This window comes from Pseudomonas sp. PDM31 (assembly GCF_019218965.1).
Lineage (GTDB): Bacteria > Pseudomonadota > Gammaproteobacteria > Pseudomonadales > Pseudomonadaceae > Aquipseudomonas.
In genome coordinates this window covers 555,039-569,182 of the sequence record NZ_JAHUWS010000003.1, presented here as the reverse complement: position 1 = coordinate 569,182, position 14,144 = coordinate 555,039, and the positions used below count along the sequence as shown (strand labels likewise).

Sequence of the window (14,144 nt, the reverse complement as noted above, 5' to 3'; positions counted from 1 at the left end):
GCGCCGCGGGCATTCAGGAAACCCGCGTCATCGTTCACGTCCATCGCGAGCGTGCTCGCTCCTACAGTCCAACACGGTCAATTGTAGGAGCGAGCACGCTCGCGAAAAACCAGAGAGCGCCGCGGGCATTCAGGAAACCCGCGTCATCGTTCACGTCCATCGCGAGCGTGCTCGCTCCTACAGTCCAACACGGTCAATTGTAGGAGCGAGCACGCTCGCGAAAAACCAGAGAGCGCCGCGGGCGTTCAGGATGCCCGCGTTATCGTTGACGCCCATCGTCGGAACGCCGCCCGGAGCATGCTCGCTCCTGCGAAGATTTGTGTCTGGCCGCGCGAATGTGGTCCAACGGATCGCACTGGGCTAAGGTGATCGCACACCCCCGGCCCCTTCGAGCGCCCATGCCCTTCCTCGCCCGCACCCACCCTCGCCTGTCCGCCGCCGCCACCCTGGGCGTGGCGGTGGGCATTCTGGCCCCGTCCGACTCGATCATCAGCAAAATCCTCTTCGGCTGGAACGCCGGGGTCTGGACTTACCTGCTGCTGATGATCTGGCTCGCCACCCGCGCCAAAGCGCCGGACGTGAAACGCATTGCCGAAATCGAAGACGAAAATGCCGGGTTGGTATTGTTTGTCGTGTGCATCGCGGCACTCGCCAGCCTGGCGACCATCACCTTGGAACTGGCCGGCAGCAAGGACATGGAAACTACTCGCAGGCTGGTCCATTACGGCTTCACGGCAATGACCGTAATGGGCTCATGGCTGTTGATCGGTGTGATTTTCAGCGTGCACTACGCCCGGTTGTATTACACCTGGGGCGGCAAGGAACCGGCGTTGCGTTTTGCCGAGGGTTTGACGACCCCCAATTACTGGGACTTTTTGTATTTCTCGTTCACCATCGGCGTGGCGGTACAGACCTCGGATGTGGGCGTGGCCACCCCTGAGTTGCGCAAGATCGTGCTGGCGCAGTCATTGATCGGCTTTTTGTTTAATACGGCGATCCTGGGATTTTCAATCAATATCGCCGCTGGATTGTTTGGTCACTAGCAGCAAGGTGAGTGCAAAGGCACATCGTATGTGCCATGGCAGACTCGTTTTCATTACCCGCGACCCAAGGTCGTTCCGACTTCCGCCCCGCGCAGGTACAACCTTTCGGTGAACGCTTTGGCGCACAGGGCGATACGTTCACAGGCCTTGGCCAATTGTTTGCAGTCGAGCACTAACCCGATCCGGATGTATCCTGCCGCACTCGCTCCGAATGCCTCGCCGGCAAGTACCGAGACGCTGTAATGCTCGAGTAATTGCTGCGAAAACTCTTGTGCGGTCGCACCCGTTCCACGTACGTCGACCATCACGAACATGCCGCCATCGGGCCAGATTGGCTGCAAGCCCGGACAATCGCCGAGGCTGATGCAGACCAGATCGCGGCGCCGCCGGTACTCCTCGCGCATCAGTGCCAGTTGCGGATGCTCTTCATCCAACGCCACTTGCGCGGCTTTCTGCACAAATTCCGGAATGCCGAACAGCATGCACATCGACAGATGTTCCAGATGATCAATCAGCGGTTTCGCCCCGATCACCCAGCCTACCCGCCAGCCACTCATGGCGTGGGATTTGGACAGGCTGTTGATGGTCGCGGTGCGTTCGGCCATGCCCGGCAGGCTCGCGGGGCTGATGTGTGCGCCTTCGTACAGTAGCTCGCTGTAGACCTCATCGCTGATCAGCCACAAGTCATGACCAATGCACAGCGCGGCCAATTGCTGCCAGACGCTCAACGGCAGACTGGCACCGGACGGGTTGTTCGGACTGTTGAGCAAGATGGCGCGAGTCCTGGGCGTGATACGGGCCGCGACGTCTGCCGGGTCGACGCGAAACCCGTTTTGCGCACTCACCGGAACCGGCACCACTTTGGCCGCGCAAGCCCCGAGCACGCCTTCGTAGGTCACGTACATCGGCTCGGCGACGATCACTTCATCACCCGGATCGAGCAGGCATTGCGCGACGCAATACACCGCACACTGCGCCCCGGGAAGGACGATTACATGGTTGGCGTCAACGGCCTGGCCGCAGCGTTGCCGATGGCGGCGGGCAATGCTGTCACGCAAGCCTGGACTGCCACGCACCGGCGGATAATGGGTATCGCCGGCCAACAAGCTGGCAATGGCTGCCTGGACGATGGGCTCAGGTGTCGCGAAATCCGGATCGCCGATCGATAACAGCAACACATCGACGCCCTGCTCACGCAATTGCAGCGCCCGATCATGAATCTGCCAGGCCGCCGCTCCGTCTCCAGCGATTCGTTGGGTCAAGGCTGAATAGCGCATGTCTTTCTCCTGTCGCGCGGGCTCCCAGACACAACCCTACCTCAAATCGCCAAACGCGCCAGCATGACAACCCAATCGACGGACGGCCCCGACAGTGCACACCAGGAGCGGGCCATGCCCGAGCCCCTTTGTCTCCCCCGGCATTTCAGTGTTGCGCAGAACCGTATTGAAAATAAAAACCAGCTGAATCAGCACATTAACCTTCAAGTTCCAGAATGAAAAACACCAGCGACTACTCCTACACACGCCGGCGCTTTTACTGACAGCCATTTCTACAACATCTGGCTAAAGTCCGTCACCTGTAATATCTGACAGGTTCCAAACGGCCTGAATCGCGTTATAAAAAGCCCGTGCCTCCGGCCCCTATCCAGGTGCCTGAAGGACGGCCGCGCGAACCACGCCATCCTGCAGTAGGAAGATTCTGCCGCGCCCACGCCGTCATTGATGATGAATGGGAGATCCAACCATGCAACGCTCCATCAGTAGTTCAGTTCGATCTTCGCCCGCCCTGCCCAACACCTTGCCACGGGAAAGCAAGCCTGCGAAAAAAATCAAACTCACCACCCGGGAGAAAGAAGTCTTGCAGTGGAGCGCCGCTGGCAAGTCATCCTGGGAAATCGCCCGGATCATCAGCTGCACCGAAGCGGGTGTGAATTATCATTTTTGCAATATCCGCCGAAAATTTGGCGTGAGCTCGCGCTGGATCGCGTTGGTCATGGCGTTGGAACAAGGCTTGATTCGATTGCCTTGAACCGGCCTTGCGCAGTGGTCAGCGTGACATCGACCCCTGTTGAGACATTCCATGAACCCCGCACAAATGCCACCACCCTCACAACCCGAAGCTAGCCATTCAAGTGCCTGTGACGATACCCCCGTACCGTACGGGCACCGCATCATTTCCCCCTTGCGCATCATCCTCGCCGATGATCACCCCGTAGTGTTAATGGGGGCCGAAACGGCCCTGTGCCCAGGATCGGGGTCAGCGTTCTCGATTGTCGCCCAGGCCCATAATGCCGATGAACTGATCTGCCATTTGCAACGCACGCCGTGCGACTTGCTGATCAGCGATTATTCCATGCCCTATGGGCGCTTTCCCGACGGCCTGGCATTGATGAGTTATCTGAAACGCCATTTCGACCACCTGCCGTTGATTGTCATGACCATGATGCGCAACCCTTCGCTGCTGCAGGCTTTGCTCAACTCAGGCGTGAACGGACTGTTTGACAAACGCAGCCCCATGAGCGAACTCAAGCGCGCGGTCAACACGGTGATCAAAGGGAGGCGCCACCTGTGCTCGACATTCGCCACGATTCTGCAGGCCCAGACCTTGCCATGCTCGAGTGTGGCGGTGCCTCGGGTGAGCCTTTCCGAGCGTGAACTGGAGGTGGTTCGGTTGTTTGTCCAGGGCTTGTCCGGCCGGCAGATTGCCGCGCAATTGAATCGCAGCGAAAAAACCATCAGCAGGCAGAAAAGAACCGCCATGGACAAGTTGGGACTTGACCATGACGGTGGGTTGGTGGAATTTGCGCGGGTGAGTGGGCTGGGGTAGATAATGACCCAATAAACATCTACTCCGCTTGTATGTCGTGAACGATTAAACGCTGGATGGTGAGGCATTGTACCCCACCATCCAGACATTAAACGTTTAACTCTTTCCATCACCCAAAAAACTTCTTTCAAATCTACGCTTTACTTCTTTGCCGGCTCTCTCGTTTCGCTTATCAAATTGCGCTTGTTGCATATAAAAATATTGTTGTTTCCGCTCCTTCCTGACTTCGGACGCTGACGCCGCAAACTTGTCTGCTGTTGCTTTCAAGCTTTTTGAAGCTTCCTTTGTTATTCCAATTTTTCCGACATTATTACTTGCCCAACCCTTAAGCTCACGGGAATTTTCCAGGTTATATCTCGCCTTCCCAATGTCATTCATAGCCTCGTTTCGAAAACTTCCCAGACCATGTTTGCGGTCGTATCCCTGTTCATAACCAGGGGTTCTACTCCTTTCGCCCCACTTTTCGTCTACATTGTTTAACTCCGACTCACGCCCCCTCACAACCGTCTTCAACCGCTCTACATCTTTATGCTGAATAGGCCGCACCGAAGCTGGACCAGTTTTGGATCCGGGTTTCTGAAGAAATATATTTGGAACTTTGGCGTTTTCAGCCTGGATAGTAGTAGGTCTGAACATCCGCAGAATATTGCCAAATACCGAATGCCCATCCGGATCCGCGCTCAACACCGGCTCACCCTCGCAATAGGCGTACCTATTCAATCCACCCTCGCCAAACGGACTCAAACTGTCGGGACTTAAAAACTTCATCAATCTAGGGTTATAAGCCCGATACCCATTCCCCAACAACTGCCACCCCGTCTGCGGCTCGCTGAATTGCCCGTTGTAATGCAGTTGCGTACTGATCGGCTGTTGCGCACTGGCATGGCCATACGCGGTATGCGCAACCTGATTGACCACCCCGTTACTCGCCTCGCTCAGCAACGTATTTTTATGGTCACCGAGCAGCATCAAGACTTTGGGTCATCACCTTCCTGGTACTCGGCGAGCACCATGTTATCGCCGTGCATGAAGGTGCTGTGGCTTGCCCCCTGAATGCGGTTGACCAGCACGCCGTTACGATAGAAGCGCTGCTCCGGCCCGCCGTCGCCGTTGCCCCCGGATATCTTGTCCAACGGATCGTAGTCATAATCGGTTGGCGTCTCGCCCGGCAGTGCACTGACGCGGATCAAGCGGCCCAAGGCGTCGTATTCCAGAAACCGGCCTTCTTCATCACGAGTCATGCGGCCGTCCCAGTCATACTCAAGTTCGATGAGCGCGGGATAGCCGTCACCCGAGGCCGAGTTGGTCACGCTGGACAATTGCGTCGGGTCGGTGCCGGTGTAGCGGTAAGTGGCGATGTTGTTACTTGTGGTTCCCCCCGGCCCCTGGTAAGTCGTCGTTACCCGCTTCAGATTATCCATGGCGTCGAACATGAATCTCTGACTGACAATGGCCTTGCCATAGGGATCCACCGGTGGTTCGCTGCCCTCGCACTTATAAAGCACCAGGCGCCCGCGCGGGTCGTATTCATAGGTCTCATCACGCAACAATGTCTGGCCTTCGCGCAATGTTCTGCGCACCAGTAGATCGACCTTGTTATAGACCTGGCTCAGCACCTGCAGGACGCCATCAAGGTCAAACGTACGCTTGATCTCGCGGCCCAATCCATCGTGTTCCAGGCTGATGGTCACCTGTTGTCCGCTGGCGCTGTCCCGGGTTTTGATCGTGAGTGGCTGTCCCAGGGTGTCAAAGGTAAAGTCCGAAAACGTGGTTCCCAGCTCGGTGTGCTCCAGGCGGCCAGGGTCGTCGTAGTGATAAGTTTGAACTTGATCTCGTACGTCGGTGTAACTGAGCAAAAGCCCCTGTCGACTGTAGTCATAATGCATGACATCGGTTTGATTGCCCTGCACCCGTGTTTCGCTTTTCATTTCACCGGTGGTGAAGTATTCGCGTTGCAGCTCCAGGTCATCTTCCTTGCAACGGACAAGACGAGCGTTTTTACCGTCGCGCTCGTATTCAGCTGGATCCTTATCGGGCAGACTGCGCTGGCTCGGTTCATCGCCCAACTGGGGCTGGTAGGCATAGTTGATCACTTGGTTGCTGGCGGTGGTGACCGTCGCCGGTTGGGTTTGGCCCGGGTTGTAGGTGAAGCTTTGCACGCGTCCACCGGTGATCGATTCAATCATCCGATCCAGGCCATCGAACGTTTGCTCGCCAAGCACGACATCGTCGACACTGATTTTCGTCGGCAAGTCTGCGGAACTGTGCTCGGCGTAACAGCGGCGAACCTCGGCGCCACCCGGCAGACCGTTGATGATCAACCGGTCAAAAGCATCGTAGGCATATGTCGTGGTGGCATCGCTCGCATCGGTTTCCTCAACCGTTCTTCCAAACCCGTCATAGACGTATTGATGTTTACTCACCAGCGATTGGTCAATCTCGAATCGCTCAACGTGATCGGGCTTCTCGAACAGATTCAGGTAAGTCACTACCTTGCCGCCGACTTTTCCCGGCCCCTCTCGCCAACTGCTCTGGATCGGCCCTCGCCACCCGGAAGTGCCAATCGGATTGGTTTGCTCATAGACCGTTACACCGTCCGGGCCGGTGACACTGCGCTGCATGCCCCAATCGTCGTATTCGAATGTGCTGGTCTGAGCGACCTGCTGCGCCCCCCGCCAGTCGTAGTGAGTTTCCTCCCTCAGGTTTCCGTACAGATCGTACGAGGCGGACCAGGTCTGGCGGTATTTGTCGGCGCGCTGCGGGTTATCCGCGTCATGGCGCTCTTCGTATATCGGGCGGTTGAGGCCGTCGACCAGGCTTCGGGTCTTCACCCCTTTGACATCGGTGACCACCTGACTGGCCTGCTGCCCGGCAATGGATGTCAGGTAGTATTCATAATGACGCGTAGCTTCGAACTCAGGCTCGTCCGGGGCGACGGTCTCACTCAGCACCCGCATCAGCGCATCGTAGACGTAGCGAATTCTCACGTTATTGTCGTCGCGGGTCAGCAAAGGCTGACCGTGTAGCAGTGAGTCCTCACTGATGATCTTTTTACGGACTTCCTTTTTACCGGGCACATCATCGAAACCCTTGAAGGTTGCAGTGGTCTGCAGCACCGTCGCCCCAGCCAGTGCGCTGTACAACCTCTCGTATTCATATGACGTCGTGCTGGTTTTGCCATTGAGAGTAGTTTGCTCGGTTTGCGGGCGAGCATGCAGGAACGCATCCGCCGGCTCCACGTGATAGGTGCGCTGGGTCTGTTGCAAAGTGGTGTCGGTGGCGCCGTTGATCTGCGCCAGGGTCTCGCTCTCGATCGCCAGCCAGTCGGGTTGCCCGCTGCCGGTCAAGGCTTTGTGCGCCGCATAACGCAAGCGCGTACGCAGTGTCGGGGCGCCCGGTTTGCCTTGGGGCGACGGGGTGACCAGGGTGTCTTTGAGGTTGCGCACAAAACGGTCCGGCGGGCAACCGTCCTCGCCCTCCTTGAGGTAGTAGGTGTAGGTGGTCACGAGGCCATTGGGCTCGACCTGTCTGGTCTGATTACCGTCCGTGTCAAATTCACTCTCTGCCACTTCCTCGCGGTATTGGGTGGGGTCCTTGTCGATTGTCCAGATGGTGGTGACCTTCCTGGGCAGCTGAAATTGCGCGACCTGCTGCTCGAACGGTATGTCCTCGGCGTAGTAGTCGGTCTTGACTTGTTTGATACATTTTTGCTGGGTGGTTGTTTCTTCGGTCAGCAAATGAAAGCGGTTGTAGGTGCGTTTCACGGTGCGCACCACCTTGGGGTTGTTTAGGTCGGTGGCGTCCATCAGCGTGGCGGTGCTGCCGTAATCATAAAGGGTGCGCACTTTGTACAGCGGGTCCATGCCTTCTTCCCAACTGACGGTTTCCCCGAACCCCAGGAAATTATGGTTGGTGTAGCTGTAGTCCACCTGGATCATCGGTTGGTCGAAGCCGGGGTAGCTGCGATGACGGGTGACCCGCGGCAGGTTGGGCCGGCTGACGCCGCCCGGATAAGGGTGCCCGAGGTCACCGTAGTCAAGGGTTTCGCGCCCGCCCGTTGGCGTGTGGACTTCATGCAGGCAGAGAATGTCGCGGATCGGCCCGTTGCCGTAGCCAAACCGCCAGGACGCCTTGTCGGCGGTGGGCAACACGATACTGGTGACCCAGCCACTGCCGTTGAGGTTCATTTCATAGCGCGCCAGCGGGCCGCCACCGGGGCCGTCGTAGGGGCGTATGAGGATTTCCACCTGGGTGTCGTTGGGGCGGTTGATGCGCAACAGTTCACCTTGGGCGTCCCTGATGCTAGCCAGGCGCTGGCCACCGCGGAAGTCGTCATAATCCAGCTCGATGCAGTGCCCGGCGGGCGAGTAGATCTTTTTGGGTAAGGCCACCCGATCAGTGCTGCTGCCACCGACCTCGAGCAACTCCACCAGCCCGGACTTGTGCGTCACGCGGTACCAGTCATTGCCCAGGTTTTGGAAGTGAAAGCTGTCGAGTTTTTTTTCCTTGATGGACGGCTCGGTCCCGCTGCCGGTGACCTTGAAGGTTTCCCCGGTGTGCAGGGACAGGATGCTGTTGTGCGGGGTGAACTGGGTCAGGTTGAGGTTCCAGCCCCGCCCGTAGCCGGAATCCAGGATGTTGATCGGGTTGAAGGCCAGGCTCACGGGAAAGGCCGGGCCACCCAGCCAGTTGCTCTTGACCTCGGGGAAGTCGATGGAGAGGGTGTATTGCCCGGTACGGGGGTCGACACCGCCTTGCAAATAACTCATGAAAGCAAAAGCTTGGGAATGCACAGCACTGGACGTAGTCATGTCATGTGTACCTAATAAAATATTATATAAAAAATAATTGATTAATATTTCGGCAGGCGGCCAGCTTCAGGTCTGATTACATGGCAGGCCCGAAGACTGACTGATCGCCTCTTATGAACGCACCGTTGATCTGAACTAATCAATAGTGATCAAGTACGACTGATGGTCAACCTATTCCGACTGTCTTCTTTCGTTGGATTATCAAAAGCAATAATCAATGAATGTCGATTGCCTTCCTCGTCCACCAATACAATCTTGAGACCCGGATCCAGATGTTTACGGTACATTTTACGTTTATCACCCTCTGCCAGTCCGTCATACCAATACTTCACGTCATTCGTTCGGTGCAAACTCACCATCAACTCGCCGGAAGAGGGTTCTTCATTGATTACAAATGAACTGTCCAGTTTGATATTGCGCAACCTCATCAACCCCCAAAGATACGGATCGAACGTCAATCCTTGCGGAGCAGGGCTATCGCTATTTTCGAAGTTTGCCGGATTAAAGGCGATACCGGTAAAACTAACGAAATTCTCGTCGATCAATTCACTTTCCCACTGAATCGTCGAAACATTGCCTTCAATCGTTGCCGTGGAAAACAACACAGGAAAAGTCCCCACCCGCAGATACCTTAAACGCCAATAGTCGGTGGATTGACGGTAAAAACTGAATGTATCTCCTTCAGGATACAATTTACTGGGTGGTCCATCCTTACCAAGCTCATCCTGCGCTACGCGTTCACCTGCGAATTTATAATGACTAATGTCCGCCGTGGGTGGCGCGATACCCTGCACGGTGATTTCAGAGCCCTCTGCCATTGGCTGATTAGAGTTAAAAGTGCCCTTATCCGAATTGAACTGCGCATAAAAGGTGTGGCTGCCCTGCTTTGTTAGCTGGATCCACAGCTCGCGGTACCGCACACCATTGTTCTGCGGCGTCGGGACTGGGACCGAGTTGGGCGTCGCTGCGTTAGAGGGGGAAAAAAGTTTGAAACGATTCCTTTTTTTATTCACCGCCCAGTCGATCCCGCTCTCGTATTCAATGCCTTCCTGACCTGCGGGCACGAACGGCACGGGGCTGTGCGAAGATGCATGAACCAGCCGCAGGGTCGACAAGTGTGCGTCGCTGACCGGTATGTAGACATTCTCGTCACCAATTTTTACCGGACTGGTCTCAATCTTGACCATTACGGCAATCTGTTGATAGCCATTGCTGAAGCACTGGTTCAGTCCGCCGCTGGCGACGATTGAAAACGTTGCGAGCTCTGACCAGGTGGGGTCTGGCATCTTTTGCTTGGTGAGTTCGATGATGCTCAAGCCGCTGGCCCTGACCGTTCCGTTAACCAGGTAGGAACACCTCACCACGCTGACTCGGGTAGTGGGATCCTTTGGTGGTGTGAACAACCCGGTTTCATCCACTTCACCTTCACCAATGACAACCCACTTGGCGTTATCCGGTTCAAGATCGGCATACAGCTGGATCGGTGTATCCTCACTTATCGCCGCGACGTAAGGCGGATCGACCGGCCACAAGTGGGGTGACTTCATCAACACAATCGATGCGTCTATCGTCTCTTTGGTCTGGGAATCGGTGACCCTGATGGTCTGGACTTTCACCTGCTCACTCAGTTCCGCAGGAGGTTTGTAAATGGCGTTATTGTTATCGACAACCGTCAAAGTCCCCTCAGATGGCTTGAGAACAGGCCACTGCAATGAACCGCCACTCAGCGTGAACGCTGTCAGTGGAATGCCCGCGGCACCGGACCCGATTGCACTGGTGCACACGCGCGGCGAGATGCTCATGCTTTCGTAGACCCCCAGCACAAATGCCGAACTGGTGCGCTGTACTCCCCCCATTGCATACTGCGCCGTCACCACGACAGGCTGTTGCTCTTTGCCCATTCGTGATGGGGCTGGCGTCGTGTACACACCACCGGTTGACGTGATGGTACCCACTGAAAGCGGGCTGACGGGGTTGCTGACTTGCCATTGGGCACTCACCGTTGTGCCGTCACTTTTACGGGCGGTAAATGCCTGAGTGTGACCAGACTTGAGGTAGATGAACGGCGGGTCGATGCTCACGCTTTCGTCCGTCGGCTTGAGGTTACCGAGTATCAGCAGATCGTTGGGCGTGTGCCGCCCGTTAAGGCTTTCGACAAACAGGTTTTCGCCGGGCAGAATCAGGTTTTTGAGTACGTCCAACTGCACTTCGTCAAGCAGCTCGAGCAAGTCCTGGCTCAACACCATCGACGCCGAGTACAACGGCTTGCCAGCGCTCAGATCGTCCGGAATCAAGTAGGGGAAGCCGCTGCCTTCAATGGGAAATAAACCATCTTTCTCATTGAACTTCAGGCGGACAAACACCAACACCGCACCATCGTCATCCTTTTCTTCTCTACCGGGCACTTTCTGCGTGCGAATATAGAAATCGGTTGGACTCAATGGATTATTACCGCTCAAATCCAACAGCCCAAGCTCAAAGGTGCGCATGTCCTCCGGTAGCAGCGTCAGGTACTCTTTAATAAAAGCGGCCACGGGCTTCGTAACACCTGGCAGCCCTCCCAGATTACAAGTCAACTCCTCGGCGCGGCCCAAATCCAGGGCCACTCGACCTCGCTTATCCACACTGCCTTTAATCTGGTTAACGCTGACCTTCATTTCGATCTTGTAGCCCATGGCTTCAGTGATCTTGAAGGTGGACATCAACTGCTGTGCTCCGTCGCCCAGTGGCCGACTGATGGCCGTGTAGCTGCCCGCGACAATATTCATGCTCACTGTCACGAAAGACTGATTCAGTAACGCCTTTCGAAAGGACAGCACCGGTTGGCCCAAAACCAGACCTTCCAGTTTCATCGACTCAGTCCTGCTCTCGGTAAAGACCTCACCCGTGATAGGCGGAATGAAACGGCCTTTGTCCAACCACGCAAGGTATTGCTCTTGCAGCATACGATTGAGTTGCGCCCGGCCGAACGCCAGCACTGCCCCCCAACCGCTGGTAATCGAGCCCCTTTTCATTTGTTCGAGCAAACTATTTAGCGAATGAGTCGCCATGACTTTCTCTCCCGACATTGAGTGAACAACCGATTACTGAGCATCTGTGCTGGGCAACTGACGAAGGGTTTCTGGGGGGAGACTGAAAAACGGCACTGGCAAGATCAAGTAACCGTAATCGTCCGGCTGATTCCTGATGCCGGGAGCGCAGACAGTGACCAGCACATATTTGTCCGGGCCGGCAGGGTTCACTGTGAGCAGACCTTTTTCGGCATCGATCTGCGCAGATCCACCACCTAGCACTACCTCCCATGTTTCTTCAAAGTCACCCGGATTAATGGGGCCTTCTTCGCCCAGGATGGCGAGCTGAAACTGGTTATCCGGCAAGCCAGGTTTTTCGACGATCCCCACGTTCAGCGTGATCCCCCGATGCAGGACCAATACCCGTGCCGTCTCACTCAATTTAGTCCGTGGGTTGTGCACAACGATCGTGTCGACAGTGGGCGGCGATCTGGATATCCGCGGCCCCGGCACATAGACGTGATCCTTTCTTTCTGCGGGATCGGTATTGGGATGCGGCCGTACCACCGCACCCGAGGAAGGATCCTGGATGGACCAGGTCAACGGCCCGCCGTCCACGGTTCCGGCCGAGACGTCAAGCGCCAGCGTATCTCCGGCCGTGGCAACCCGGATCATCGGATTGACGGTGATGGCTTGGCGCAACACCGTGACCAACGCCGAACTGGTACGGCCGCCAGCACTGGCGGTCACCCTTACGCGCACGAAACTACCCTTGAGCTGGGCGCCTGTGGGGGCGGTATAAAGCCCCGTCGTGGGATTAATGGCACCCTTGGGAACCGTCTCGCCAAGGATGTTATGCACCTCCCATTTCAGGTCGGTGCGCGGCGGTTGGGTGGTGAACTGGAATGTTTCGCCGGGACCGACCAGCTGTTGCACTTGATTGATACTGAAGCCGGATGGGCCGGGGCCGACATGTCCAAACAGCGCTACGTCGGTAGGGAATTCAGCCCTCTTGAACTGCACTGCATCTGTGCCGCGAAACAGAAGACTGTTAAGGGTAAATACATTAATACTTTGCGCACTGCCGATGAAATCGGCAATAGACTCGTCAAATATAGGCCTCATCCACTGATTGTAGGTTTGCAGTACCTGCTCCCTATAAGGGGCATCAATTACCGAACCTAGATCACTGGAGTTGATCACATAGCGACTTGCAGACGACGCCTCAATACGAAGATCCTGCTCCTCTCCAATGATAAAATCAAATGGCACCTCAATGTCCCACTGTACCCGGATAGGGTCAATAAATTCGGTACCATATGCATTCAAAGGATGTTGTATACCTGGCTCTTTCCATTCAAGCGAAAATTTTCCCTCCGCTGTATTCAGCAAAAAATAGTCATTTGGGACTTCGACCAATGAGTGAGTATATGCGACCGTGAATTTTGAAGCATATTCGGCAGGACCAATTCTTGCCATCTGCATCACATTCCGCTTTCTGTATCCACTCCTCCCAATAAGCTTCAGGATTTTCAGTTTGTCAGCAGATCGCACTTCGTCGTAGACTATTGCTTCGGTTTTTGAAATTCTCTTCAACCCATCGTCAAATATTTTCTTAATGAAGAACTCATGCCCCAACAACAGCGTTGCCGAATAGCCGTCCGGAAGTAAATATTTCAGATCTTTATTGAGAGTCGGCGGTCTGCCAAGGTCTCGCCCCTGCATCGCGATGAACACCAGAACAGCGCCCTCCCCCTCGTCTTCACCTGCCAATAGCCTGGCACCCGAACCTTTCTTGTTATGTGTACGAATAACAAACTTGTCCGGCTTCAAAAACTGTTTGTCATCGAACTTCAGTTCGTTCAACACGAAAATTTTCTGATCCTCCGGCAAGGATTTGAAAGCGTGCTGCATGCGTTCGCCGGCCAGCTTATTAAAGACCTCAGATAAGCCACCGGTCAGTCGGTAGTTTTTCCCATTCGAAATATCCAGTTCCACGCGTCCTGCGGAACTCACCGACCCACGAGCCGCAATGAGATCGACATCAAAACTTAATTTCTCCCCATCCAGTACATCCTCATGGGAAAGTTTGCTCACGTTCCAAACAGTGGTACCTTGCTGCTTTTCAAAATGCACGCGCGAGCCGCCAACGACATTCATGCTTATCTTGGCAGACGATTTTTCCAACTCTGAACCAGCGAATGAAATCTTCGGGGAGTCCAACTGGTAGTTATTATAATATTCCTTGGAGTTCGGAGTCCCAGTATTTTTGACTTCTTCAGTAATAGGCCGAAGATAATTATCAGTACCGAAGCGATTGATATACTCCTGAAGCAGCACCTTATTTGTTTCACTGCGCCCATAGGCCACGACAGCATCGCAGCCAAATGTCCGAGGCTCCACTTTCAACCAAGTCAACAGTTCAGCAATGGAATTACTTTCCATGATCAATA

At 55.3% G+C, this 14,144-nt stretch carries 8 protein-coding genes; 3 read left to right on the top strand and 5 right to left on the bottom strand.

Annotated elements, in window-relative coordinates:
- Window positions 1-398: 398 nt before the first annotated feature.
- Window positions 399-1,043: a DUF1345 domain-containing protein gene (locus tag KW839_RS08885; protein ID WP_218424095.1), complete on the top strand. Its 645-nt coding sequence runs from the start codon at window positions 399-401 to the stop codon at window positions 1,041-1,043.
- Window positions 1,044-1,096: 53 nt separating this feature from the next.
- Here the strand turns inward: KW839_RS08885 and KW839_RS08880 are convergent, their stop codons facing one another.
- Window positions 1,097-2,320, bottom strand: a complete 1,224-nt coding sequence (locus KW839_RS08880; protein ID WP_060542897.1) for a pyridoxal phosphate-dependent aminotransferase — start codon at window positions 2,318-2,320, stop codon at window positions 1,097-1,099.
- 466 nt (window positions 2,321-2,786) lie between these two features.
- On the opposite strand from KW839_RS08880, the gene KW839_RS08875 reads away from it, so the two are divergent.
- Both KW839_RS08875 and KW839_RS08870 read left to right on the top strand, forming a co-directional pair.
- Complete coding sequence (locus KW839_RS08875; protein ID WP_218424094.1) at window positions 2,787-3,071, top strand: LuxR family transcriptional regulator; 285 nt, start codon at window positions 2,787-2,789, stop codon at window positions 3,069-3,071.
- Between the two features lie 51 nt (window positions 3,072-3,122).
- The gene (locus KW839_RS08870; protein ID WP_218424093.1) at window positions 3,123-3,869 is read left to right on the top strand and encodes a response regulator transcription factor; all 747 of its coding nucleotides are present in this window, start codon (window positions 3,123-3,125) and stop codon (window positions 3,867-3,869) included.
- A gap of 96 nt (window positions 3,870-3,965) precedes the next feature.
- Here KW839_RS08870 and KW839_RS08865 read toward each other — a convergent pair whose 3' ends face one another.
- From KW839_RS08865 to KW839_RS08850, 4 genes are all read right to left on the bottom strand, one after another.
- Window positions 3,966-4,838 (bottom strand): RHS repeat-associated core domain-containing protein, encoded by an 873-nt coding sequence (locus tag KW839_RS08865; RefSeq protein WP_218424092.1) that lies wholly within the window; start codon window positions 4,836-4,838, stop codon window positions 3,966-3,968.
- Window positions 4,838-8,638: an RHS repeat domain-containing protein gene (locus KW839_RS08860; protein ID WP_218424091.1), complete on the bottom strand. Its 3,801-nt coding sequence runs from the start codon at window positions 8,636-8,638 to the stop codon at window positions 4,838-4,840. Before KW839_RS08860 ends, KW839_RS08865 begins: the two co-directional genes overlap by 1 nt.
- Window positions 8,639-8,829: 191 nt before the next feature.
- Complete coding sequence (locus KW839_RS08855; RefSeq protein WP_218424090.1) at window positions 8,830-11,730, bottom strand: hypothetical protein; 2,901 nt, start codon at window positions 11,728-11,730, stop codon at window positions 8,830-8,832.
- Window positions 11,731-11,763: 33 nt separating this feature from the next.
- Window positions 11,764-14,136, bottom strand: coding sequence for a hypothetical protein (locus KW839_RS08850; RefSeq protein WP_218424089.1), 2,373 nt, complete (start codon window positions 14,134-14,136; stop codon window positions 11,764-11,766).
- Window positions 14,137-14,144 lie beyond the last annotated feature (8 nt).